This window comes from Rhodococcus sp. WY5 (assembly GCF_018588185.1).
Classification (GTDB): domain Bacteria; phylum Actinomycetota; class Actinomycetes; order Mycobacteriales; family Mycobacteriaceae; genus Rhodococcus_F; species Rhodococcus_F qingshengii.
The window spans coordinates 389,328-413,274 of the sequence record NZ_JAAMPR010000001.1 but is presented as its reverse complement, the minus strand read 5'-3'; the positions used below and the strand labels follow the sequence as shown (position 1 = coordinate 413,274).

Sequence of the window (23,947 nt, the reverse complement as noted above, 5' to 3'; positions counted from 1 at the left end):
GTCCGAAATCAGATCCGACCCCGACTACAGCAAGCGCAGTTGGCGTGCCCTCGTGATCGCTTCGTTTCGATTGTGTACGTCGAGCTTCTTGTAGAGAGTGCGCAGTTGAGTCTTGACGGTGTTGACGGACACGTACAGTTTGTCGGCCATCGCAGCCGACCCCATGCCGAGCGCCAGGAGTGAGAGGACTTTCTGTTCGCGTTCGGTCAGCTCCACGATATGTACGAATTCCGGAAATGATTCCGCAGGCGACCTTTTCGAGAACTCGGCGAGTGCACGCGATTTCGTTTCGGCCATCGATTCGAGTTTCTCGACGTCCGCCGATGCGATGGTCGCGAACGAACGTAGAAGTCCGGTCTGATCCGCGATGCTGCACGCTCTGGACCACTCCTGAGAGGCGAGGCGTGGCTCACCCAGCTCGGAGTGGGCAACCGCTTGCACCAGAAGCGATGCCATCTGTGCCCGCGGATAGGATACGCCAGACCAGTCGAACTGGTGACACAGCGCCACCGCGGCCTCGTTCTGGCCGATCCGCTGACGTAAACGCGCCACCGACGTGAGCGTCCACGGATTGGCGGCAGGATCGATGATCTCCTTGGCCAGTGCTACGGCATTGTTCCCCTGTCCGAGAGCGAGCAAGAGATCGATCTCTGCGGATTGCAACAGAGGAAGCGCGAAAGATGTAGCCGTGTACTGCTTGGAATGTGCTTCGATCGCATTGTGGAGCAACAGTAGTGCCGCAGTGTGGTCGCCGGAGGTCAAGGCGAATTGGCAATGCGCATAGACGACGAATGCCCACAGTTCCTCGGTGTCGGACGGAAGACCGAGTTCGGTCAATGCGAGACGTGCGTCGTCGAAGTCGAGTGTGTCGAGAGCAGTGAGCGCCCGTGCTGTCAGGCCGGCGATCTTGACCACAGGTTCGAGCCAACCGCCGGGGTCCGGATGCTTCTGTTCGAGTTCGGACCAGTGTGTGGCCTGCCGCGGCTCACCAGCCAGCGCCCAATTCAGGGCGGCACTTCCCGCAGAGTTACGAGCGATGAAGTCGACTCCATGAGACAGGGCGCCGTGGTACGCCATTCGAGCCTTGATCGTGGATTCTGTGAACCTGCCGCTCAATTGAAAATTGATCGCCCATTGAAGTCGCATGAGAGGGAGCTGTGCGCTGACCGCTTCCGGGTTGTTCTCCAGCGCACTGCGACTGAGATGAGACAGGCGCCTGGTGGTTTCCGCTGCGAGCCCGTACTCGCCTGCCATCCTGAGCATGATCGATTGAACGCAGGCAATGCTCAAGGCGTCCTTCGCGCCGGCTTCAGCGCCGAGAGCCCACAGTTCTGCCGGCGATTCGGGTAGCAAGTCGACTACCGTCGAGCGCTCGCTCGGATGCATCGTGAACAGTGCGCGCCCTGCCTCCACGGCAGAGTGTTTGTCCGCTGCTTCCGCCGGAATCCGTTGGAGAGCAGAGCGAACCGAGTCCAGATTGTGGACGATCATCGTCACCCAGTGTTGCTCGACGATGTCTACTGCCAGGGTCCAGTTCTGTGCCTCGACCGCGTAGTCCAGCGCCGACGCGTGATGACCGTGGTCGAGTCGGTTGTGTGCGAGGAACGAAAGACGTTGCGCCGGATCGGCTCCAGCGCGCTTTCGGTGCGCGAGTATCGATCGACGAATGGCGGGAGGCAGCTCCCAGGTTTCTTCGGCTTCGGTCTCGACCCGTGACAACAACCCGGCTGTCTCCAGTATCGCCAGGCGCACGCGAATCTGATGAACGGTCTCGCCATCCTCAGGGTGTTGGGACTCGAACAGCATGGCGGCGATGTCGACGGTGATCGATCGCGCAAAGGCCGTCGCGAGCAGGAACTCGAGTTGTTCCACATGATCAGCGGTCATGAGAACGGATTTGTTCACGTAGTCGTCGATCGCCTGCGCGATGTTCTTCCTGATCATCTGCTCGCGGTTGCGGCTACCCGATGTCTGGACGGCGGGAACGGCGACACGAACCAGCGCTGGCAGCCCACCTGTCAGGGATGTGATTTGTTCGGCATCACCGTCAGTCGTGTTTACGTCAGCTTGTGCGAGCAAATGGGCGGTATCGGCTCTTGTGAACAACAGCTCACTCGCGCCTATCACCTCGTGGTCCGTGTCGAGCAGGTACGGCTCGGAGAACATGCCGAAGCCCGAGAGCGTGACCACGAGGTCCAGGTTGTGACAGAGGGCGAGGAGTTCGATCAACTGATCGTCCAACTCTGGTTCCGATATCAGATCCGGCCTGATCAGCACGAGCAGCACGGGGCGGCTGAGGGCGTTCAGGGATTTGGCGACAGCGGTGAAAGGATCGGCGAGATCGTCGACGTCGGGCAGTGCGATTCCGGCAGCGTGGATTCGATCGAGGACAACGGCCCAGAAATCTTCGAGTGTCGACGAGGGCCGTGGGGCCGAGACCCAGACGAGTATTCGTTCGGATGCCAAATGGGCGCGCAGCCACGATGCGATCAACGACGATTTCCCGTGGCCGTTCGGTGCACGGACGATTGTCAGCGCGGCACGTCGGTCAAGTTTGTCGAAGAGCGCTTGCCGGGGAATCGACGTCGCGAGGGTGCGCCTTTCGGGAATAGCTGCCCAGTCGTGGCCGTCCATCCCGAACATCAGCGCGGACCCTTTCTGCTTTCGCGCCCCGCAATGATTGAAGAGTTTGGGCGGATTGTCTCGATCCATCTATCTACAGGGAGGAGCGTAGCTGGTGCGAATCCAGAGCGTGCCATCCCGGGCAATTCACCCGGGAATTCACCCCGGCTGAGAGAAGTTCACCCACACAATCACGCCGTCACCATTGGCTTTCGAGTACCTCGAGCGACTTCTATTGAACGTAGCTCGGGATTCGCCAAATGTGGCCGCGAGCGCCTGTCGGAGGCCCGAGAGAGTCAGACATCGAAAGGAGCGTCGTGAGAACTCGTCTGTCAGAGGTGCGGTCGAAGGCCGTTGTCGTCGGACTCCGGCCGAGAGCGTGGCGCCGAGGAGTGCGAGGTATCGGCATAGTTGTCGTGACCGGAGCTCTGGTGGTCGGCGCTGCTGCGCTCGGCTTGCTGCCGATGCAGTCGGATGTTCGATTGGCGGCCGAGGGAGAGTTCGTGCCTCCCTTCACCGTCGAGCTGACGGCGATTGACGGTGCACCGCCCTTCGATCCCGCTGACGGTCCAGGGCTCGATTCGGGACCGTCCAACGGCATTGTCCGAGAGGGTGATCCGGTGACGTATGTCATCGACATCGGTGTCCGGGGCAACCCGCTCGCCGACGTGGTCGTGCAACTTCCGGTGCCTCGAGGTTTCGTTCTGCCGTCCGTGCCTGACTACTGCGAAGACGGCTCGGGTGTCGACGAGGTCGGATTACGTTGCCTGATAGGCAATCTGGACGCGGACCGGTACTTCACCCGAACGGCGACGATGACTGCGGGAAAGCGGGAAGACGCCGACGGTCTACCGATCGCTGCACTGGTCACCGCAGATCGGGGGGCGGTTCGCGTGCGGTCGGGCGATGTCACGGTGCGGGTGGCGACCACCCCGGGAGTGTGTGATCCGTACGGGATTTCTGTTGGTGGTCAGAGAAGCCAGTGGGCTGCTGTCTCGGCAGATGGACGAATCTCAGGTCTGGTGACATCGGGCATCTCGGAGGCGGTGGTGATCGACGGCGTCGATCAATGCGGGCACGCGACAGCGCGGACGGTGAAACCGTTCGAGGGTCACTTCTCGTTTGTCGGACTGCTACCGGGGACGTATCGCGTCACGGTCGACGGCCGAGCGCCGGTGGATGTGGTGCTGGAACCAGGTGCAATGGCGGTCGGTGGCCTGACGTTCTGATACTGCTTCGCAGGAATGGCAACACTCGTAACAGTCAGTAGCAGTCAATGGAGGATCCAGTGCGTGAAAGCCTGGGCGTTGTATTCGAAAATCAGTCAATTTCAACAGCTCTCGTAGATGCGGACACACCCCTTCTTGGCTCGATCGACGAGTTCCGTCACCCCTGGGGTGCAGACGGGACTGTTCCCTCTCCGCAAGCGTCGGCGCGCGCACTCGCCTCCGCGGCCGAGGTCGCCACCGGTCGAGCTCTGCGCTCGAATCTGTGCCCCACCGTCGTCGGAGTGATGTGCGAGCGTGCGGACGTGCGCGAACTTGTCTCGGATTCGTTGTCCTCCAGTCCTTTCGAGAACATCGAGTTGGTCAACGGTCTCGACGCACGGCTTGCCTACCTGCGGACGGTCGACGCTCTCATTGGTGTTTCGCCGATTCTCGCGTTCTGGCCGGACGGCAGTGAGACCGTGATCGCGGCCGTCGACCCGAGAGCAGGCGTCGTGGACTCGGCGCATCGTTACGACACGGCCGAGTTGCTTGCGGACAGCTCGACATTTGCTGCGACATTGGACCTCCTCGTCGCCGAACGAGACCCTGTGCCCAAGATGCTCGTCGCGATGCTCGTGAAGGAAGACTCTCGGCAGCCGTCCGCGGAAGCCGCTGAACTGGCAGGTCTCGGCTTCCTGTTTCTCGGCGAGCGGACCCAACTGGCGATAGGGGCTGCGCTGGTAGCGGCTGATCGCGGAAGCGAAGTTCGGTCCGGTGGCGGCATGGCTGTCCGGCCCGTCAACAGGGTCCGGTGGGCGGCGGCAATAGTACTGCCGCTTCTACTCATGTTGACGGGGTTGCTGATCGCGCTGTCCCCAGACGGGTCGCGCGCGGTGTCCACGGATAGCCCGAACATCGGCGCCGAGTCGGCGACCTCCACCAGCGGGCCCCCGCCCGGCGCTGCCCTACAGATTCCGACACTTGCGCCTTGCGATCCAGTGGTGCCTGCCGTTCCTGCAGTACTTCGGCGTTCTGATCCGGAAGTCGCACCGCTCCAGACCGACGAACCCACAGCCGAAGAATGCACCCCGCTGCGAGTCGGCTAAGCCGTACCCTCTCCGGCCAGCGCAAACAGGCCGTCGTCGGTCTGCTCGACCAGTCCGTCGACCAGCAGTGAATGCAACGCACGGTCACGCTGACCCGGATCGGCCGGCCAGACGATGTCGAGTTGCGCGCGCTCGACCGGACGGTGACTCTCGCGAAGAACGGCCATCAATTTTCCACGAACCTGGCGATCTGTGCCCGCGAACTTCTGCACCTTCTTGGGTGGTCCGGTGTGTGCCGGTTTGCCCGAAGCGACCCACGCGCAGTTCGGCAAAGGGCAGTTCTCGCAGTTCGGGTTCCGCGCCGTGCAGATCAGTGCACCGAGTTCCATGAGAGCTGCGCTGTAGGTGGCGGCGCGCGCACGCGTCCTCGGCAGCAGCGCCGCGACGTCGGCGAGGTCTCGCGTGTTGGACGGGTTCCCGGGTTCCGCATTGCCGTGGACGGCTCGCGCAACTACGCGTCGTACGTTTGTGTCCACCACAGGCACTCGCTGTCCGTAGGCGAAACACGCGACGGCGCGGGCGGTGTACGAACCGATTCCCGGTAGCGAGAGCAAGGTATCGACGTCTTCCGGGACCACGTCACCGTGCTCGGCAGCCAGGACGCCCGCGCATTCGTGTAACCGCAGCGCGCGTCGTGGATAACCGAGTTTGCCCCACGCGCGAAGCACCTCTGCCTGGCTCGACGCTGCCATCGCCGACGGCACCGGCCAGCGCTCGACCCACTCTTCCCAGATTGGCGCAACGCGCACCACCGGCGTCTGCTGGAGCATGATCTCGCTCATCAGGATCTGCCAGGCACTGACGCCCTCGCGTCGCCACGGCAGGTCGCGAGCCGTCTCGGAGTACCACTTCAGCAGCACCGAAGATTCCACTGCCACTGCTACCGACACACTCCTCGAACCTGTGCTCCTGGTCGACGAAGGACACGTCGACTTGTGGACGCCACTTTATCGGCAGTCGCCGACAGTGATTTCTCGTACCCGAAAACCTGGGGTGAGTGGCATCGAGACCACTCACCCCAGGTTGATCATGATGCGTACTGAGCGTTCGCGGTCTCCACACGGGTGCTTGCTACGGTCGGCGAGGTTCCGGAGTATCGGCGAATGATCACGTAGAGGCAGATCAATCCGATAGCACCGGCAGCGGCGAGGAAGGAACCGACCTTCCATGCGTTGTCCGGATTTCCGTTGATCAGCATCACCATGATCATCGGCGCGAAACCTCCGATGATTGCGGAGATCTGATAACCGAGTGAAGCGCCGGAGAATCGAATCTCCGGTGGGAACAGTTCAGCGAATAGTGTTCCCTGCGTGCCAGTTTGGAGGGACATTGCTACTACGCCGACGATAACCGCGACGGCAAACGGCCAGATCGTGTCCGGGCTGGATCCACCGATCATCAGCCACATCGGGATACCCCAGAGCATCATGGCTGCGGTGCCGAGGCCGAAGACCAGTTTGCGACCGTAGAGGTCGGACAGATATCCCGCCAGCGGAACCAGGGGAATCTGTATTGCACATGCGATCAGGATGTAGGTGAGGACCGTCGACCGCGGTATTTCCAGGTAGGTGGTCGCGAACTGAACCGAACCGGTGATCATCGTGTAGAAGAAGATCACGCCGATGGCATTGGCGCCTGCTGCAGCGAGGACTGTGCCTGGATTCTTCTTGAGCACTTCGAGAATGGGGGACTTCCGAACGACCGGAGATTCGGCGAGTTTTTCTGCGAGTGCCTTGAACTCGGGGGTTTCTTCGAGATAGCGATGGATGAGGAATGCCACTGGAAGCATGACCAAGCTGATCCAGAACGGGATCCTCCATCCCCAGGAGAGGAACGAATCAGCCGCAAGAGTTGCTGTCAGGACCAGGAACACGATATTGCCCAGCACCACACCGATCGGAACACCGAGTTGGGCGAAGCTGCCGAAGAGCCCGCGGCGGTCCGCCGGTGCGTTCTCGGTGGCCAGCAATACGGCCCCGCCCCACTGTGCTCCCACGGCCAAGCCCTGGCAGATTCGCAGCGTCACGAGGATGGCCGGGGCAAGCCACACGACATTGGTGTTGGGGACGAAACCAACCAAGGAGGTTGCCACCGCCATGAGGACCACGGCGGCAACGAGCACCGGCTTTCGGCCGTACCGGTCACCGAAATGACCGGCGAGCACACCACCGATAGGACGGGCGATGAATCCGACTGCGACGGTGGCAAACGAACTCATTGCAGCGACCACCTCGCTGTCGGTGGCGAAGAACGTCGAGTTGAACACGAGCGCGGCGGCAGTCGCGTAGATGAAGAAGTCGTACCACTCCAGGGAAGTGGAGATAGCGGCTGCAAAGGACGCGCGCCGAGATCTGCCCGGGCGCTCCACCGCAGATTCGGTGTTGTTGGTCATCGCGATTCGCTCTCTGTGGGGTCGTTCAGTTGAGTTCGGTCAGGACGTGAGTTGCGGCAAGTTCGGTGTGCGGCCGACGACGAGCTTGTCCCGAGCGCCGGCACCAGACGGAATCGTGCTAGCCGGGTATTGGGTCGAAAGGTGGTGACGCAATATCCAAGTGCGAGTGGGTTCTTCGATACGAGAAGTCATATCTCGCCGCCATTGCCGTACCGGAGGCGCTCGCAAGGTCGGGTGGCGAAGGTGACCACGTCGAGGCCGCCGGCGACGTGTGCAGCGTCATCTCGTGGCAACGCGGAGGTGGTCATGTGGCCCGCACTCCTTCGTTCCGAATTTGCCAAACGATCGTTCGGCTGCGAGTCATCATTGACCTAGCGATCGTTAAATGTCAATAGTCGGGAAAAGTGCGCTTTTGCAGCGACTTTCTCCGCAAGGAGGGTGCGATTCGAAATCTGTTGCCAAACGATCGTTCGCCTGAGATGATGATTAGTCAGTGATGCAGGTCTCAGGAATGGAGATACCGATTCGAGCGGCGGGGGTGCGGACGAAAGTCGAGGCACGCTGGTCTCGCACATCGACGGCGTTGAGTGGCTTCAGCCAATGCGACCCTTCAGATCTTCTTTGGCGGAGGTGTCGCCCAGCTCAGCTTGATTCGATCATCGCGGTCGCCAATGCGCAGTACCGAGACGCGATATCTTCCGCATTCATCGGTCCGTCGACGCGCCACCACACACAGACTTGCTGCCCCATGTTGATGATGGCGCGCACGGCATCTCGGGGAAAGGGAGTGTGGAAAGCACCTTCTACAATGCCGCGTTCGACTACGTCGCGAAACATGCTTTCCTGCTCGTCACGCAGGGTTACGACCAGACGGTGACCCGATTCGTCCAAGCTGCGCAATTCTGTCGCTCCTACGAGGGCGTCTTCGCGCCTGGTCGTATGGAACATGACCCAAGCGCGGACGATTGCTTGCAGTTGGTCTTTCGGGTCGCCGCCGGAGCGCAGCAGTGCACTGCGGGTCATGCTGATGGCGTCGTGGAGCGCCCGAATCATGATTTCCTGAAGGATTTCCTGCTTGGATTTGAAGTGGTGGTAGATGGACGCGACAGTGAGATCGGCGCCGGCGGAGATGTCACGCATGGACGTCCCGTGATAGCCGCGCTCGTTCATGTTTCGGACAGCGGAATCGAGTATGAGTTGCCGGACAACGACTGTCTTCGCCCCACTCATTGTTCGGTTTCCTTCTCATTTCCTCGGTGCCTGCGTCTTGCCCAGCTTAGAGCCGAACAGTCGCGGGACACACCTGATGGAAAGGAACCGTCTTGAACTGCCGATATGGGCAGAATACCGATTATCGTTCGCTGATCGCCACCCGGAGAAAGAGGTACCTGTGGAACACATATCGATGAGTATCGAAGACGGTATCGCCGTGATCACCCTCGATCGACCGGACAAGCTGAACGCATTCACCACGACGATGGAAAACGAGCTCATCGAAGCGTTCGACTCCACCGACGCGAACGACGCTGTGCGCGCGGTGATCCTGACGGGAGCGGGCCGCGCGTTTTGCGCGGGGGCAGATCTGTCCTCGGGGGCAGAGACATTCTCCGAATGGAGCGCCGAGTCGAACGGAACTGACGCGGACGGTGACGATCTACGTCGGGACGGTGACGATCTACGTCGGGACGGTGACGATCTACGTCGGGACGGCGGCGGACGCGTCGTCCTGCGAATGTTCGATTCATTGAAGCCGATCATTGCGGCCATCAACGGACCGGCGGTCGGCGTGGGTATCACCATGACTCTTGCGGCCGACTTTCGCTTGGCCGCCGACGACGCCAGGATGGGTTTCGTCTTCAATCGGCGAGGACTCGTGCCCGAGTCGTGTTCGTCGTGGTTGCTGCCGAAACTGGTTCCGCTCCAGCGAGCCCTCGACTGGATCTACTCCGGACGGATCTTCACTGCTGCGGAAGCATTTTCGGCCGGGTTGGTCTACCGACTGCATTCGCGCGAAGATCTTCCAGGGGAGGCGACGGCGCTCGCGCATAGCCTGACCCGTGACAGCGCGCCGGTATCGGTTGCCCTGTCGCGTCAGATGATCTGGCGCATGCTGGGAGTCGAACATCCCATGGTCGCGCATCGCGTCGAGAGCATCGGAATTAATGCTCGCGGTGCTCAGGCTGACGTTCGTGAAGGTGTTGCGGCGTTTCTGGAAAAGCGAGAGGCGGTGTTTCCCGACCGTTGCAGTGACGCAATGCCAGATCTGTTCTCATCCCATCTCCCACGCCCCCGGTGGTGAGCCGCTACGACCTTCGAACCGTCGGCGTTGTAGCTCATGCGGTCAACCAGTGCGGCGGGTAAGTGCCCTCCGCTTCTCCAGGGGCGTTGTGGAGAACCAACGCCTACAGCTTCGAGTGAGGGTGCTCGGTTCGGAATAGCCGAGTTGGCGTGACACTTCGGAGAGGGACACGTCTCTGTTCGAGAGAAGACCGAGAGCAAGTTCGCGTCGTGAATCGTCGACGAGCGATTCGAACGCCTTGCCTTCCAACGCCAATCGTCTCTGCAATGTTCGCGGGTGCAGCATCATCAATGTCGCGACTTGCTTCAGTGTGGCTGCACCCGCAGGCAGGGAACGCACGATCAAAGCCGACACCGCGTCGTGGAACGCGACATCCGGATCTCGACCCGCCATGAAACGCACGGCGAAGTCGTAGGCCAACGGATCCACCCGGGGCAGGTGGCGCTGCATGACTCCGCGCGGAAAGGTCAACAGATTCCGATCCGAGCTGAACTCGACGGAACAACCGAAATGCTCTACGTACCTGCGTATTTCGGAGATCCGTGGATGTTGAAACGAGATGTGCGTCGGATGGAAATCCGGGCCGGCCATCATCCGGAACGTCTGAAGCGTTACGCCCATCGCCAGTTCCACGACGTGGGACCGATACGGAAGTCGATGCAGCACGGTATCGAGTCCGTAGGACACCTCGGTGTCGCCGACTGTCAGATCGACCGCCAACGCCGGACTGTACACGTGCGCGTACCGGGCGACGTCATGCAACGCATCTCCGATTGTCTCGGCACTGCGGGCCGCGATGGCAACCGGACCGAGAATGTCCGGGTCCTGTCTGCCTGCGAGCCTGAGTGCGAAGTCGGGCGACTCCAATTCATCCGCACAGAGTCCGAGCAGCGTGGACAAGGCACTGAACGGCAAGAAGTGGTCGTACGCGCCGATGATGGCCGGATCGATGCCCACGCGGTCGAGGAATTCGTACGGATCTCCACCGAGTTCGGAGATCAACTCGGGCAGTCGCGTCAGCGACGAGGCACTGATCAGATCTGCCATGTGTCGAAATGTAAATAAATTGGCGCATGATGTCAATTTTCTCGTCGCCTGAGCAGTGATGATCAACACAGGTTGGCTGGTTCAACGTCGAGCGCCATCCCTGGAGGAGCCAGAAATGACAACACTCACCGACCGCACTGCACTGTTCATCGATGGACTGTGGAGAGCACCGGATACTTCCGAAATCATCCGAGCCGTATCACCTTTCACAGAGCAGCAGATAGGCTCGTTCCCCGCCTCCGTATCGACGGATGTCGACGCAGCTGTATCAGCGGCTCGAAAAGCGTTGCGACGGAATGACTGGGCCGATCTTTCCGCCGCAGAACGTGCGCGTGTCATCCGCAGGTTCGCCGACGAACTCGAGAAACGATCCGAAGACCGCGCGTCGGCGGTCACTCACCAGAACGGCATGCCTATCGAGCTCGCCCGTTTCGCCGAGGGGGCCGCACCCGTCCAGCTCTTGCGCTATTACGCAGGCCTCGCCGAGTCGATGCCTACCGAAGAGCGACGGGCCAGCCAACCGATGCCGGGTACGACAATCGTGCGACGCGAGCCGATCGGTGTCGTTGCTGCCATCGCGCCCTGGAACTTCCCGGCTGTGCTTTCGATGTTCAAGATCGCCCCGGCTCTTGCTGCGGGATGCACCGTCGTGCTGAAGCCCTCTCCCGAAACCACCTTGGACTCTTATATATTGGCCGAGGCCGCCATTGCGGCAGAACTTCCCGCGGGTGTCATCAACATCGTGACTGGCGGACCGGAGATCGGTCAGTATCTCGTGGCGCATCCCGGGATCGACAAGGTAGCCTTCACCGGATCCACTGCGGCCGGTCGACACATCGGCACGGTGTGTGGCGGTATGCTTCGCCCCGTTACCTTGGAGTTGGGTGGCAAGTCGGCGGCCCTGGTCCTCGACGACGCGGATGTCGAGGAGACGGTAACCGGTCTGGCAACTGCATCCCTGCTCAACAGTGGGCAGACGTGCTATATGTCGACTCGAATCTTGGTTCCCCGCAGCCATAGTCGGACGTACGTCGACGCCATTACCGCGATGGCCGAGGGTCTGCAGGTCGGCGACCCGATGGAACCGTCGACGTTCGTCGGCCCGATGGTGAGCGCAAGGCAACAGGAACGTGTGCTGTCCTTGATCGACCAGGGACGCTCGGAGGGCGGAACTGTCACCACGGGTGGCGGACGCCCCGCCGACCTCGACACCGGATTCTTCGTGCAGCCCACGGTGTTCGCCGATGTCGACAACGACAGCACCATCGCACGGCAGGAAGTATTCGGGCCGGTGCTGTCAGTCATTTCATACGACGACGTCGATGAGGCTGTCGCGCTTGCCAACAACTCCGAGTACGGCCTCGGTGGGACTGTATGGACCTCCGACGAGGAACGCGGTATCGCAATTGCTCGACGTGTCGAGACCGGCTCGTTCGGTGTCAACACCTTCAACCTCGACTGGGGTTCACCGTTCGGTGGAGTCAAAGCCAGCGGCCTGGGTCGTGAACTCGGTCCCGAAGGGCTCGCGGCGTACCAGCAGCTCAAATCCATTTTCCTCGCATCCTCGTAAGAATCGAGCCACCATGTCCGACGCAGGACTCGCCGGCGCTCGTGCGCTGGCAGAAAACACAGTGAAAATCGCCGAGCAGTTCGGCACGACCGAGTGGGAAGCAGACAGTGCGTGCCACGGTTGGCGCGTCCACGATCTCATCGGTCACATGGCGTTCTTCTTCAACTTCATCGCCGATCCGGATCTGGTGTTCCCGCCGAACCCCAGTGGAAAGTCCGAGCGGCTCAACGATGCTGCCGTCCGCGAGCGTGCCGATCTACCGCACGAGCAGATCCTGGACTACTACCGGGAACAATCCGAAGCGGGACTCGCGACGTTGGCCGCGCTGCAGACAGAGGAGCTTCGCAACAACACACTCGAGATGCTCGACCTCGGGACTTATCGCCTTCATCAGCTCAGTGACGCAGTGTCGTTCGACCATCTCGTCCATTTGACGTCGGATCTTCTGTCGCCGTTCGGACCGTTTCCTCACGGTGAGATCGACGTGGCGGCCGCTGTCGATCCGGCGATCGACTGGATGGTTGCGGGGCTCCCGCAGATGTGCGGCGAAGCTGTCGCCGCCGCCTTGACATCGCCTGTGGCACTGCGCCTCAACGGCGCCACCGAGCGCACTTTCGTCATCTCTCATGTCGATGGGGGAGTGACCGTCACCGAAGCTGACGACGTGCCGGAGAACGTCGCGACCACCCAGGCCACCGAATTCCTGCGGTGGGGGACCACCCGATCTGCATGGCGGTCTGCCGTCGAGGTTTCCGGCGACCGCAAGACCGTCGCCGCAGTCCTCGATGCCATCGACATCGTCTGACCCACAACGAACCCGAGATCCAGAACAAGAGGAAACAGCTATGTCTCAGTACTTGCAGGACAAGGTCATTCTCATCACCGGTGCAGGCGGTGGGTTCGGTCAACTCATCGCCGAGAAGGTGGCAGCGCAGGGCGCCAAAGTCGTCGGCGTGGACATCAACGAGGCGGGCCTGAAGACTGTATTCGACGGTATCGCGGCCGCGGGATTCACCGGTACCTACAAGATTGCCGACGTCACCGACATGGATCAGGTCATCGCTGCGGCGCAGCACGGCATTTCGGAGTACGGAGCGCTCGACGTACTCGTCAACAACGCAGGCGTCATGCCTCTCGCGTATTTCGCCGATCACGAACGTGCGTGGCAGAAGTGGCACAAGGCAATCGACATCAACATCAAGGGCGTCGTGAACGGAATCTCCGCCGTATACGACCAGATGATCGAGCAGGGACGCGGTCAAGTCGTCAACATCTCGTCGATCTTCGGAAACGCAGGCATCGACGGTTCCGGCGTCTACAGCGCGACCAAGGCTGCAGTTACCACGATCTCGGATTCACTGCGAATCGAAGCCAAGGGCAAGATCAAGGTGACGACGGTCAAGCCCACAGGCGTGACAGGAACAAACTTGGCGAGCTGGATCGTCAATGAGAACGCGATCCTGGGTCTCACCGGTCAACGTGCGGGAACCTACATGGAGAACGTCGGGCATCTAACCGACGGCACCCTCAGCCCCGGGCAGAAGGACGTCGACTCCATCGAATACTGGCTGATCAAGCCCGACGATCTGGCCGACGCTGTTGTTCACATCATTGATCAACCATGGGGTATCAGCATCAGTGACATAACCGTGCGCGCCAGCGGCGAGGATTACCTGTACTGACGACCTGATCGAAAACCGCTCCCTGCCAGTGTGGCTTCGCGAACATCGTCGAGGACGACGGCCCGGGGGCGTCCCGCGGGCAGACGCCATTGCCATGGTCTGCCTGTCGCCGTAGAGTCCTACTTAACGATCGTTAAACTGTTGCTACGGCGGATTCCGTTTGTCAACGAAGTCGCCGGGACCAGTCCGAGGAGTTTGAATGAAAGCAGTCCACTTGGTGGAGGCGACGGGGCCCGGAGGTCTGTCGTTGGTCGATGTCGACGAACCTGTCGATCCGGCACTGGTGGTAATTGATCTGCACACCGCCGGAGTGAGTTTCCCCGATCTTCTCCAGACCACGGGCAGCTACCAAACGGTGCGCGAATTACCCTGCGCGCTAGGGGTTGAGGGCGCCGGTACCGTTCGGAGCGCGCCACCCGGGTCCGGCTTCACACCCGGGCGGCGCGTGGCCGTGCTTACGGCCGGGGAAGGTGCGTGGCAGCAGACCGTTGCGGTCGCGCCGTCCAATGTCTTTGCTCTGCCTGATGCGGTCTCGCTCTCGGCCGGCTCGGGATTTCTCCTGAATTATCTGACTGCGCATTTCGCCCTCGACGAACGCGCGCGATACCGTGCCGGCGAGACCGTCCTGATTCACGGCGCGGCCGGTGGATTGGGTACGGCCGCGTTGCATGTCGCGTCAGCGCTCGGTCTGGAGACCGTCGCTGTCGTGAGTACAGGCGAGAAGGAGAAAATCGCCGCGGAGTCCGGGGCAACGCACGTCGTGTCGGTCGACGGGTGGAAGGAACGCGTCCAAGGGATTACGAATGGGCGCGGTGTCGACATCATTCTCGATCCGGTCGGTGGTGACCGCTTCACCGACAGCCTGCGCAGCCTTGCGCCGAACGGGCGCCTGGTCGTTTTGGGATTCACCGGCGGTGATATTCCCACGGTCAAAGTCAATCGACTTCTCCTGAAGAATATTTCGGTTACCGGTGCAGGATGGGGTGAATATCTGAAAACTGATCCCAAGTATCTGGCGCGTCAATGGCAGGAGCTCTACCCCCTGCTCGAGTCGGGAGCTCTGAGGGTGCCCGAGCCCACCCTCTACCCCTTGGCGCGTGCCGCCGATGCATTGAAGTCGTTGCGTGAGCGTACGGCGGTAGGAAAAGTCGCGCTGTCTCTCGAATGATCTCTACACGAACAACTTTGTGAACAAACGACCTTAGCGAACGAACCTTGGAGTAAACCATGTATCCCGGAGCGTATGTTGCGACAAACCCGGATAAGGCCGCGGTAATCGTTGCCGAGACCGGTGAAGCGGTGACGTTCGCGCAATTGGAATCGAATTCGATTCGGATTGCGCGAGTGCTCCACGGACTCGGGTTGCGGCGAGGCGACAACCTGGCCGTGCTCGCCACCAATAACGTTCAGGTCTTCGACATCTACTGGGCGGCTATGCGATCCGGTGTCTACCTGACGATGGTCAACTGGCACCTGACCGCTCCGGAAGGTGCATACATCGTTGAGGACTGCGAGGCAAAGGTAGTCATCGTCGATGCTGCTCTGGGCGAGCTGGCAGAGACGCTGTCCGAACTCGTTCCCCGGCAGGTGACCAGGCTTTCCTTCGGCGGTCAACTAGACGGATACGACTCCCTCGACCAGGCGGCTGACATGGAGTCGGACATACCGCTCCCGGATCAACCGCGCGGCGCCGACATGTTGTACTCGTCGGGAACAACCGGCCGTCCCAAGGGCATCAAACCGGCTCTACCGAATCGCCGGATACAGGATCCCGGCGATCAGATGACGACAATGAACCAAAGTGTTTGGGGTGTAACCGAAGACGACATCTATCTGTCCCCGGCGCCGCTCTATCATGCCGCTCCGCTCCGGACGTGCGCGTCGGTCCAGGCGCTGGGTGGCACCGTAGTGATGATGAATCGGTTCGATCCGGAAAAGGCCCTGGAATACATCGAGCATTATCGCGTCACGTACAGCCAGTGGGTGCCGACAATGTTCGTGCGCATGCTCAAACTGCCACAGGAAACCCGAGACCGTTACGACATATCGTCTCTGCGACTTGCCGTCCACGCAGCCGCACCGTGCCCTGTCGATGTGAAGCGAAAGATGATCGATTGGTGGGGAACGATTCTGGACGAATATTACTCCTCGACGGAACTCAACGGCATGACCATTGTTCACTCGGACGAGTGGCTGCGAAAGCCGGGCACAGTGGGGCGAGCCGCACTGGGAGTGCTCCACGTATGTGGGGAGAACGGCGAAGATCTACCCTCCGGCGAGGTGGGTACGCTGTACTTCGAACGTGACGAATTGCCCTTCAATTATCACAATGCGCCCGAAAAGACCAAGGAAGCACAGCATCCCGCCCACCCGACCTGGACGACTACGGGTGATGTCGGCTTCATGGATGAGGAGGGTTATCTGTTTCTGACCGACCGTAAGTCCTTCATGATCATCTCGGGTGGTGTGAACATATACCCGCAGGAGATCGAGAACGTGCTGATCGAGCATTCCTCGGTATTGGACGCGGCGGTGATCGGGTTGCCCGACGACGAGATGGGGGAGATAGTGATGGCTGTCGTCGAGCCAGTCCCCGAAGCCGAAGCCGGCGATGCGCTTCGCGACGAACTGCTTTCTCATTTGCGCGGACAGATCGCCAAGTACAAGTTGCCGAGGCGACTCGTGTTCAGTACGGATCTACCTCGAACTCCGACCGGAAAACTGGTCAAAGGGAAACTGCGCGAACACTATTCAGGGGAGGTATCCGTCGGATGAGCGGCCCGATGCACGGTGTTCGCGTGCTGGAACTCGCCGGGTTGGGGCCGGGGCCACACGCTGCGATGATGCTTGCAGATCTCGGAGCGGACGTAGTTCGAGTCGAGCGTCCGTCTGGTGGACTCGAGATCTCGCCACGGGAGCAGGACCAACTTTTGCGGGGGAGACGGTCGGTGGAAGCCGACCTCAAGACCGAGTCAGGCCGAGAGCTGGTGAGAGCCCTCGTCTCGAAAGCCGATGTGCTCCTGGAAGGTTTTCGGCCCGGTGTGACCGAGCGGCTGGGTTTCGGTCCCGACGTGTGCACCGAACTCAACAGCCGGCTGATCTACGCACGTATGACCGGATGGGGCCAAGACGGCCCACTCGCGCAGCGGGCGGGGCATGACATTACTTACCTGGCGCTGACCGGAGTCCTGCACGCCATCGGTCCGGCCGAGAAACCCACGGTTCCGCTGAACCTCGTCGGGGACTTCGGCGGTGGCTCCATGTTCTTGATCCTCGGAATCGTCTCTGCCTTGTACGAGCGAGAGAGTTCGGGCAAAGGACAAGTGGTCGATGCCGCAATTGTCGACGGAACTTCGGTGTTGGCGCAGATGATGTGGTCGTTGCGAGGGAGCGGACAGTGGAGTGACTCACGTGCAACCAACCTCCTGGACGGTTCCACGCCGTTCTATGACACCTACGAATGTTCGGACGGCAAGTTCGTAGCAGTCGGTGCCCTCGAACCGCAGTTCTACGCGGCGCTCCTCCAAGGCCTGGATATCGCGCCGGAATCGTTGCCTGAACAGATGGATCGAAGGGGTTGGCCCACAATCCGAGAACGGTTCACGGAGGCGTTTTCGTCGCGCACGCGAGACGCCTGGGCAGCGTTGTTCGAATCGACGGACGCTTGTGTTGCTCCTGTCCTGAGTCTCGCCGAAGCCGCGCTGCACCCGCATCTTGCCCAGCGGGGAACTCTTGTCGAGGCCGACGGAATAGTGCAGGCGGCACCCGCGCCGCGGTTCTCCCGTTCCAGGACTGAGCAGCCGTCAGGTGCTCGGCCACCCGGGGCCGACACCACCGTCGTGACGAAGGATTGGCTGGGCGGCTGAGGGAAGAAGTACAGGTGAGGAATGTCGCGACAGCCTCTCTCGATCGTTCTTACGTTGCCCCCTACTCATCGTCGATGGATCGCGAAGATCAACTTTTGTAGCACAACTCGATCGAGTCTGACTGACAAGGAATTTCAATGACCGAAACGCGACCGGATGTCTACGCGAGCCAAGACGGCGGGGTGCTCCGCATAGTTGTCAACAGGCCAGCGCGAATGAACGCGTTGACTACCGAAACCCTGGAGAGACTTGCCACGATCTTCGTCGAGCACGCACAATCCTCGGACGTGCGGGTGGCGGTTCTCGAAGGAGAGGGCAAGGCCTTTTGCACGGGCGCGGACCTCGCGGACGTGACGTTGTCCGGTCCGCCGTCGGCGGACACGATCGATGCCGCCAATGCCTTGGTGCAGACCATTCGAGAGTTTCCGTTTCCGGTGGTCGCTGCGGTACGAGGCCCTGCCGCAGGTGTGGGTGTTTCGCTGGCTTTGGCGTGCGACCTCGTGCTCGCGGCGGAGTCGAGTTACTTTCTGCTCGCGTTCACCAAGGTGGGATTGATGCCGGACGGTGGAGCTACCGCACTGGTGGCAGCGTCGATCGGTCGCGCGCGCGCGATGCGCATGGCGCTGCTGGCCGAAAGATTATCCGCTCGAGATGCTTTCGACTGCGGCCTGGTCTCACACGTGTGCGAGGACGACGCCTTCGCGGTGGAATTGGCAGACCTGACCCACCGATTGGTCGCCGGGTCGTCCCCTGCTTTTCGGTTTACCAAGAAGGCGATCAACGACGCTACGCTCACCGAACTCGGTGATGCGTTCACACGCGAGCGCGTAGGTCAGATCGACCTGTTGGGTAGTGGTGATTTTGCCGAAGGTGTTGCGGCGTTTCAGGAAAAGCGCGCAGCAGTCTTCGGATAGACGAAGCGAGAACGGCGCTTACAACGACCGTGGTCCCGAACACAGGATGTTCGGGACCACGGTCGTTCTCGGTGCTGATCAACTCTTTGCGATGTCGCGACCGATTATCTCCTTCATGATTTCGGTGGTTCCGCCGTAGATGGTCTGGATTCGGCTGTCTACGTAGGCCCGGGCGATCGGGTACTCCATCATGTAGCCGTATCCACCGTGTAGTTGTACGCAGCGATCCACGACGCGCTTCTGAAGTTCGCTGGCCCACCACTTCGCCTGTGCTGCTTCGACTGCTGACAGTTGGTCGTCGTTGATGGCCAGGACTGCGTTGTCGACGTATGCCTGTGTCACGTCGATCTCGGTCAGCATCTCGGCGAGGGCGAATCGAGTGTTCTGGAAGTCGCCGATCGGCTTGCCGAAGGCGGTGCGGTCGAACGCGTAGTCTTTGGTCCATTCGTAGGCCGCACGCGCGGAACTGATTGCGCTCGCGGCGATCGACAGACGCTCACGGGGAAGACGCTCCATGAGATGAATGAGGCCTCCGCCCTCCTCGCCCAGGAGGTTGCTTGCCGGGACTCTTACGTTGTCGAACGACAACTCGGCTGTGTCTTGACCCGCCAACCCCACCTTGTGGAGTTTGCGACCGCGGGTGAATCCGTCCATCCCGCGTTCGACCACGAGGAGGCTGAATCCCCGCGACCCCGCTTTGCGATCGGTGCGGGCCGCAACGATGACGATGTCGGCGTGAATTCCGCTGGTGATGAACGTCTTCTGTCCGTTCAAGATCCAGTCGTCGCCATCTCGAACAGCGGAGGTCTTGATGCCTTGCAGATCACTGCCGGTACCCGGTTCGGTCATCGCGATGGCGCAGATGAGTTCACCGGCAGCCATACCAGGTAGCCAACGTGCTTTCTGCTCGTCTGTGCCGAGGTCGGCGATGTACGGAATGACGATGTCATCCTGAAGGCCTAGTCCGGCGCCGAACGAGGTGGTGCCGGTACGGGCGATCTCTTCGGCGACCACGTACCGGTACCGGTAGTCGAGTTCACCCGAGCCTCCGTATTGTTCGGGGACGGCCAGGCCGACAATACCCATCTTGCCGGCCGCGAGCCACGCTGATCGGTCGACGAGCCTGGCTTCTTCCCAGCTGTCGTAGTGAGGCGTGATCTCGCGGGCAATGAACTCGCGCACAGTCTCTCGGTAGGCCTCGTGGTCGGCTGTGAACAGTGTTCGACGCATGGGTTGCTCTCCTGTCCTAGACGGAAACGCGTTCGGTCATCGAACGCAAGCGTGCCCCGATGATGGCCTCTGCTTCGGACACCATGCGCTGGACCAACTCGTCGACGGTGGGGATGTCGTGGATCAGCCCCTGTGATGTGCCGACCGTCCAGATACCGGCGTCGGGATTACCGGTTTCGTATACGCTTCGCCCACGCGCTCCTGCTACCAGGTCGCGCACATCCTCGAATTGTCCGCCGCGGGAGAGTATGTCGACAACCTCTCGGCTGACGATGTTGCTTGCCACGCGTGCAGTGTTGCGGAGTGGTCGGAAGATCAGTTCGGTCTGTGTTTCGTCTGCAGCGACGATGGCTTCTTTGATGTTCTGGTGGATCGGAGACTCGGTGGTGCACATGAATCGCGTACCCATGTTGATGCCGTCTGCTCCGAGCGCCAGCGCGGCGACCAGACCACGTGCATCGGCGAAGCCGCCGGAAGCGATCATGGGTATCGAAATCTTTTCTGCGGCAGCGGGAATCAAGACCAATCCTGCGACATCGTCTTCCCCTGGATGGCCAGCGCACTCGAATCCGTCGATACTGATTCCGTCGACACCGAGATCCTGTGCTTTGACCGCATGTCGGACTGTTGTGCACTTGTGGAGCACTTTGATTCCTGCGTCATGGAAGATCGGCAGGTGAGGACCGGGATTGGAACCTGCGGTCTCGACGATCTTCACGCCTGAGTCGACGATCACCTGGCGGTACTCGTCGTACGGCGGTGGCGTGATCGACGGCAGAATTGTGAGGTTGACGCCGAACGGTTGGTCGGTCAGGTCGCGGCATCGGGCGATTTCGTTCGCCAGGTCGGCCGGCGTCGGCTGCGTGAGTGCAGTGATGAATCCCAATGCGCCGGCATTGGCAACGGCTGCGACGAGTTCTGCTCTGCCGACCCACTGCATTCCACCTTGGACGATGGGGTGGCGAACGCCGAACGTTTCCGTGAATGCTGTCGAGATCATGAAAATCCTTGTTGTTCTCTCGGGACGAATGGTCAGAGGTGGGATATTCCGGCGAGGTCACTGACGTATTCGCGTGCCCTCGTCGGATCGAAGGAGCGTGAGATCTGCAGTTTCTCGGCCTCGAGTGATCCTTCTGCGTGCGTGGCCAGGACTGACTGATATCCGCCGTAGTCGCGGGCGGTCAGATCCGCAATGAAGTTGAGTAGACGGAGACGCTTTTCGGCAGGAACTGCTGCAGCGTAGTATTTTTCGAGAACTACACGAATTTCGGGATTCTCCCAGTCTTCACCGCCGGGGCCGGTGGCGAGGAGGCCACCTGAGAGATCGGTGAGGATGGCGACCGCGTTGTGGAATCCATGTGCGAAGTGGTATTTGGCCATGTTGACGGCAAGCGGATCTGGTTGCCTGACACCGTGTGCTCCTGGCTTTGATCGAACGGCGGCGAGTTGAGCCAGTCCGCGCACGGTCTCGCTCCAGGTGATCAGTTCGGTGATCTTGCCCTTCACGTGGCCTGCCTTGTTGATGCCGTTGGCCTCGGCGATCAGTGAAGCTGCTCCGACCATGATGTCGAGTAGGGGCAACTTGTAGTTGATGGCGGTGAAACGGTGGTAATCGACAAACGCCAACGCGAGTGGTCCGGCAAGTTCGGGTTGACGGTTGAGGAAGACTCGATTTTTCGGTACTCGGACATCGTTGAAGACGGTGAGCGATTCGAGGAGTTTGTGTTTCGTGGAGATCGGAAATTCGAAGGAGTTGCGTTCTCCGGCTGCGTAGGGAGAGACGTACAGCTCGAGACCTGGTGTGTCGATCGGGATGGCGAAGGACACTGCGTAGTCGGCGTCTTCGGGGCCCATCGCGCGGGTGGGCAGCACGATCAACTCGTCGGCGTTCGCCGAGAACGAAGTGTGGCACTTCGCGCCGCGCACGGTGATGGAGTCGGCGTCCTCGTCGACGATGTGCAGGTAGAGGTCTGGGTCTGCCTGTTGGCGCGGTCCAAGTGACCGGTCACCCTTGACGTCGGTTTGCGCGACGGCGAGTGCGAGATCGCCGTCGCAGACCCGCTTGTAGAAAGCGCGCGCATTCTCGAGACCTTCACCGCTGGTTGCACGAAGAAGGGCGAACAGCGCATCGCTGCCCACCTCTTTGAGGACGATGGTTCCGCCGCCGCGCCGCGATACTTCCTCGATCAGGGCGCCGCGACGAATCAGATCGTCCGCAGATGTCGGCGCCACGTAGAACGCGCTGACTGGGTCGCCGTCGACATCGGTGACCGCGAGGTCGGGTCGATCGTCGGCGATGTCGTAGCACAGTGCCGAATGATCTACTGCGAGAGTCAGTTCGGGTTCGGCGTAGACATCGAAAATTTTCTTGCCTCGGTAGAAGACTCGGCGATCGTCGCTGAGCCCTTTTCGGTACTGGTCACTGGATCGCACGGCCACTGGATACTTCCTTGATCTTCTGTAGCGGTTACTGCATTGAACCTAGCTTAACGATCGTTAAGTAAGTGTGCAATCATCATGTGCTCGACGATTTCCGGCCACTCATGGCGCAGGTGACGAATCAGGCCGTGGTGAAGATCGATTTGGTCTGGAAGTATGCGGCCAGGCCTTCCGGTCCAAGCTCGCGACCGATGCCGCTCGCCTTGGTGCCTCCGAACGGTGCCCCGAAATCGAGTGTGTAGCCGTTGATCCCGAACGAACCGGTATCGACTGAGCGGGCTATTTCCATCCCGCGGTCGAAGTCGGCAGTCCACACGGTTCCACCGAGGCCGTACTCGGAATCGTTGGCGATTGCGATGGCCTGTGCCTCGTCGGTGTATGGAATGACAGAGAGTACGGGGCCGAAGATCTCTTCGGTTGCAATCGTGTGGTTTGCGGAGACGTTACCGAAAACGGTTGGCTCCAGGAACCATCCGCGTTCGAGTGTGCGCGGTCGTGATCCGCCGGTCGTGATCCGTGCGCCTTCCGCAGTGCCTGCGGCGATGAAGGACTCGACACGTTCGCGCTGCCCGGCGCTCACGAGAGGGCCGATGAAGGTGGTGGGATCCAACGGGTCGCCCACCGGCAGCGACTCGACCATTGCGGTGACGGCATCGAGCACTTCCTCGTAGCGTCCGACGGGCGCGAGAATTCTTGTCGAGGCGTAGCAGGTTTGTCCGGTGTTGATCAACGATGCCGTCGCCAAACCTGCCATCGTCGCGTCGAGGTCCGCATCGTCGAGAATGACTGCGGCGGACTTGCCGCCGAGTTCGAGCGATACCGGACGCAGAAGTTGTCCGCAGGTTGCTCCGATGTGTCGGCCTGCCGGTGTAGAGCCAGTGAACGCGACCTTGTGTACACCCGGATGAGCGACGAGGTATTTGCCGATTTCGGGTCCGCCGGTGATGATGTTGAGAACACCGGCAGGAAGACCGGCCTCCATTGCGGCCTCCGCCAGGACGAACGCGTCGAGCAAGGTCTCGGGTGACGGCTTCAGTACGACAGTGCATCCCGATGCGAGCGCGGGGGCGATTTTCATCATTGCGAGAAGAGATGGGAAGTTCCACGGTGCAATCGCGGCAACAACACCGATCGGTTCTTTCCGAACGATGGTGGTTCCCGTTCCGGCCAGCGCGTGACGGGGTTCTTCGAGCTCGGTCGTGCGGGCAAGCGCGGCGTAATAGCTCAAAAGCCCTGAAGGTCCCTGTCCTTCAGCGACAGTGGAGATCGATACGGGCATTCCGTTCTGCTGGCTGACCAATCGGGCTGTGAGGTCGGCGCGACGCCCCAAGGCTGCGGCAAATTGATCCAAGGCGTCGGCTCGGTCGGCAGGCTCGAGTCGCGACCACGTCCGGAAGGCCCGGCCCGCCGCCGCGACGGCAGAATCGACGTCGTTTGGTGCGCTGCCCGGCACGCTGCCGATCTTCTCTTCTGTGCTGGCCGAGTGCACCGAGATGGCGTCCGAAGTCGTCGGTGATTGCCAGGTTCCGTCTATGTAAAGGGCGGAGTGAGTGAGAATCATGCAGGCTCCTT

Annotated in this window: 19 protein-coding genes; 10 read left to right on the top strand and 9 right to left on the bottom strand. The window is 60.9% G+C overall.

Going from position 1 to position 23,947, the window contains the following annotated elements:
• Nucleotides 1–24 precede the first annotated feature (24 nt).
• Complete coding sequence (locus G4D79_RS01840) at nucleotides 25–2,712, bottom strand: LuxR C-terminal-related transcriptional regulator (RefSeq protein ID WP_099697748.1); 2,688 nt, start codon at nucleotides 2,710–2,712, stop codon at nucleotides 25–27.
• Nucleotides 2,713–2,939: 227 nt separating this feature from the next.
• Between G4D79_RS01840 and G4D79_RS01835 the strand changes: the two genes are divergently transcribed.
• Both G4D79_RS01835 and G4D79_RS01830 read left to right on the top strand, forming a co-directional pair.
• Nucleotides 2,940–3,851, top strand: coding sequence for a hypothetical protein (locus G4D79_RS01835; RefSeq protein ID WP_065456167.1), 912 nt, complete (start codon nucleotides 2,940–2,942; stop codon nucleotides 3,849–3,851).
• Nucleotides 3,852–3,910: 59 nt separating this feature from the next.
• Nucleotides 3,911–4,936 carry a hypothetical protein gene (locus G4D79_RS01830; RefSeq protein WP_235867819.1) on the top strand — a complete coding sequence of 342 codons (1,026 nt, stop codon included), beginning with the start codon at nucleotides 3,911–3,913 and terminating at the stop codon, nucleotides 4,934–4,936.
• Here the strand turns inward: G4D79_RS01830 and G4D79_RS01825 are convergent.
• The 3 genes from G4D79_RS01825 to G4D79_RS01815 form a co-directional block, all read right to left on the bottom strand.
• Nucleotides 4,933–5,814 (bottom strand): A/G-specific adenine glycosylase, encoded by an 882-nt coding sequence (locus G4D79_RS01825; protein ID WP_007726916.1) that lies wholly within the window; start codon nucleotides 5,812–5,814, stop codon nucleotides 4,933–4,935. The two genes, G4D79_RS01830 and G4D79_RS01825, sit on opposite strands and share 4 nt — an antisense overlap.
• Nucleotides 5,815–5,963: 149 nt before the next feature.
• Entirely contained in the window at nucleotides 5,964–7,328 is a 1,365-nt protein-coding gene (locus G4D79_RS01820; RefSeq protein WP_042451923.1) for an MFS transporter, read from the bottom strand.
• A gap of 642 nt (nucleotides 7,329–7,970) precedes the next feature.
• Nucleotides 7,971–8,558 carry a TetR/AcrR family transcriptional regulator gene (locus G4D79_RS01815; RefSeq protein WP_099697747.1) on the bottom strand — a complete coding sequence of 196 codons (588 nt, stop codon included), beginning with the start codon at nucleotides 8,556–8,558 and terminating at the stop codon, nucleotides 7,971–7,973.
• Between the two features lie 160 nt (nucleotides 8,559–8,718).
• On the opposite strand from G4D79_RS01815, the gene G4D79_RS01810 reads away from it, so the two are divergent.
• The gene (locus G4D79_RS01810; RefSeq protein WP_099697746.1) at nucleotides 8,719–9,627 is read left to right on the top strand and encodes a crotonase/enoyl-CoA hydratase family protein; all 909 of its coding nucleotides are present in this window, start codon (nucleotides 8,719–8,721) and stop codon (nucleotides 9,625–9,627) included.
• A 42-nt stretch (nucleotides 9,628–9,669) separates the two neighbouring features.
• On the opposite strand, the gene G4D79_RS01805 is transcribed toward G4D79_RS01810, so the two are convergent.
• Nucleotides 9,670–10,674 carry an AraC family transcriptional regulator gene (locus tag G4D79_RS01805; protein WP_042451915.1) on the bottom strand — a complete coding sequence of 335 codons (1,005 nt, stop codon included), beginning with the start codon at nucleotides 10,672–10,674 and terminating at the stop codon, nucleotides 9,670–9,672.
• Between the two features lie 115 nt (nucleotides 10,675–10,789).
• Here G4D79_RS01805 and G4D79_RS01800 point away from each other — a divergent pair, with 115 nt between their 5' ends.
• From G4D79_RS01800 to G4D79_RS01770, 7 genes are all read left to right on the top strand, one after another.
• The gene (locus G4D79_RS01800) at nucleotides 10,790–12,244 is read left to right on the top strand and encodes an aldehyde dehydrogenase (RefSeq protein ID WP_073512052.1); all 1,455 of its coding nucleotides are present in this window, start codon (nucleotides 10,790–10,792) and stop codon (nucleotides 12,242–12,244) included.
• 13 nt (nucleotides 12,245–12,257) lie between these two features.
• Entirely contained in the window at nucleotides 12,258–13,049 is a 792-nt protein-coding gene (locus tag G4D79_RS01795) for a maleylpyruvate isomerase N-terminal domain-containing protein (protein WP_099697745.1), read from the top strand.
• A gap of 40 nt (nucleotides 13,050–13,089) precedes the next feature.
• Nucleotides 13,090–13,926, top strand: coding sequence for an SDR family oxidoreductase (locus tag G4D79_RS01790; protein ID WP_019749697.1), 837 nt, complete (start codon nucleotides 13,090–13,092; stop codon nucleotides 13,924–13,926).
• A 199-nt stretch (nucleotides 13,927–14,125) separates the two neighbouring features.
• Complete coding sequence (locus tag G4D79_RS01785) at nucleotides 14,126–15,094, top strand: NADPH:quinone oxidoreductase family protein (RefSeq protein WP_064443076.1); 969 nt, start codon at nucleotides 14,126–14,128, stop codon at nucleotides 15,092–15,094.
• Nucleotides 15,095–15,153: 59 nt separating this feature from the next.
• Nucleotides 15,154–16,701 (top strand): acyl-CoA synthetase, encoded by a 1,548-nt coding sequence (locus G4D79_RS01780; protein WP_064443077.1) that lies wholly within the window; start codon nucleotides 15,154–15,156, stop codon nucleotides 16,699–16,701.
• Nucleotides 16,698–17,792, top strand: coding sequence for a CaiB/BaiF CoA-transferase family protein (locus tag G4D79_RS01775; protein ID WP_042451899.1), 1,095 nt, complete (start codon nucleotides 16,698–16,700; stop codon nucleotides 17,790–17,792). Before G4D79_RS01780 ends, G4D79_RS01775 begins: the two co-directional genes overlap by 4 nt.
• 137 nt (nucleotides 17,793–17,929) lie before the next feature.
• A complete protein-coding gene (locus G4D79_RS01770; RefSeq protein ID WP_042451896.1) occupies nucleotides 17,930–18,706 on the top strand; it encodes an enoyl-CoA hydratase in 777 nt (258 codons plus the stop codon).
• Nucleotides 18,707–18,784: 78 nt separating this feature from the next.
• On the opposite strand, the gene G4D79_RS01765 is transcribed toward G4D79_RS01770, so the two are convergent.
• The 4 genes from G4D79_RS01765 to G4D79_RS01750 all read right to left on the bottom strand — a co-directional run bounded on the left by G4D79_RS01765 (nucleotide 18,785) and on the right by G4D79_RS01750 (nucleotide 23,936).
• Nucleotides 18,785–19,936 (bottom strand): acyl-CoA dehydrogenase family protein, encoded by a 1,152-nt coding sequence (locus tag G4D79_RS01765; protein WP_054826793.1) that lies wholly within the window; start codon nucleotides 19,934–19,936, stop codon nucleotides 18,785–18,787.
• Between the two features lie 16 nt (nucleotides 19,937–19,952).
• The gene (locus G4D79_RS01760; RefSeq protein WP_042451892.1) at nucleotides 19,953–20,936 is read right to left on the bottom strand and encodes a nitronate monooxygenase family protein; all 984 of its coding nucleotides are present in this window, start codon (nucleotides 20,934–20,936) and stop codon (nucleotides 19,953–19,955) included.
• 32 nt (nucleotides 20,937–20,968) lie between these two features.
• Nucleotides 20,969–22,375, bottom strand: a complete 1,407-nt coding sequence (locus tag G4D79_RS35190; RefSeq protein WP_099697744.1) for a 4-hydroxyphenylacetate 3-hydroxylase N-terminal domain-containing protein — start codon at nucleotides 22,373–22,375, stop codon at nucleotides 20,969–20,971.
• 121 nt (nucleotides 22,376–22,496) lie between these two features.
• On the bottom strand, nucleotides 22,497–23,936 hold the full coding sequence (locus G4D79_RS01750) for an aldehyde dehydrogenase (RefSeq protein ID WP_064111555.1): 1,440 nt from the start codon (nucleotides 23,934–23,936) through the stop codon (nucleotides 22,497–22,499).
• Between the last annotated feature and the right edge of the window lie 11 nt (nucleotides 23,937–23,947).

What these genes read in the sequence shown, in the direction of transcription:
- G4D79_RS01795 (WP_099697745.1), top strand. Translation starts at nt 12,258, where the DNA reads ATGTCCGACGCAGGACTCGCCGGCGCTCGTGCGCTGGCAGAAAACACA.
- G4D79_RS01750 (WP_064111555.1), bottom strand. Translation starts at nt 23,936, where the DNA reads ATGATTCTCACTCACTCCGCCCTTTACATAGACGGAACCTGGCAATCA.
- G4D79_RS01770 (WP_042451896.1), top strand. Translation starts at nt 17,930, where the DNA reads ATGACCGAAACGCGACCGGATGTCTACGCGAGCCAAGACGGCGGGGTG.
- G4D79_RS01785 (WP_064443076.1), top strand. Translation starts at nt 14,126, where the DNA reads ATGAAAGCAGTCCACTTGGTGGAGGCGACGGGGCCCGGAGGTCTGTCG.
- G4D79_RS01815 (WP_099697747.1), bottom strand. Translation starts at nt 8,558, where the DNA reads ATGAGTGGGGCGAAGACAGTCGTTGTCCGGCAACTCATACTCGATTCC.
- G4D79_RS01790 (WP_019749697.1), top strand. Translation starts at nt 13,090, where the DNA reads ATGTCTCAGTACTTGCAGGACAAGGTCATTCTCATCACCGGTGCAGGC.
- G4D79_RS01805 (WP_042451915.1), bottom strand. Translation starts at nt 10,674, where the DNA reads ATGGCAGATCTGATCAGTGCCTCGTCGCTGACGCGACTGCCCGAGTTG.
- G4D79_RS01760 (WP_042451892.1), bottom strand. Translation starts at nt 20,936, where the DNA reads ATGATCTCGACAGCATTCACGGAAACGTTCGGCGTTCGCCACCCCATC.
- G4D79_RS01800 (WP_073512052.1), top strand. Translation starts at nt 10,790, where the DNA reads ATGACAACACTCACCGACCGCACTGCACTGTTCATCGATGGACTGTGG.
- G4D79_RS01820 (WP_042451923.1), bottom strand. Translation starts at nt 7,328, where the DNA reads ATGACCAACAACACCGAATCTGCGGTGGAGCGCCCGGGCAGATCTCGG.
- G4D79_RS01840 (WP_099697748.1), bottom strand. Translation starts at nt 2,712, where the DNA reads ATGGATCGAGACAATCCGCCCAAACTCTTCAATCATTGCGGGGCGCGA.
- G4D79_RS01775 (WP_042451899.1), top strand. Translation starts at nt 16,698, where the DNA reads ATGAGCGGCCCGATGCACGGTGTTCGCGTGCTGGAACTCGCCGGGTTG.
- G4D79_RS01765 (WP_054826793.1), bottom strand. Translation starts at nt 19,936, where the DNA reads ATGCGTCGAACACTGTTCACAGCCGACCACGAGGCCTACCGAGAGACT.
- G4D79_RS01780 (WP_064443077.1), top strand. Translation starts at nt 15,154, where the DNA reads ATGTATCCCGGAGCGTATGTTGCGACAAACCCGGATAAGGCCGCGGTA.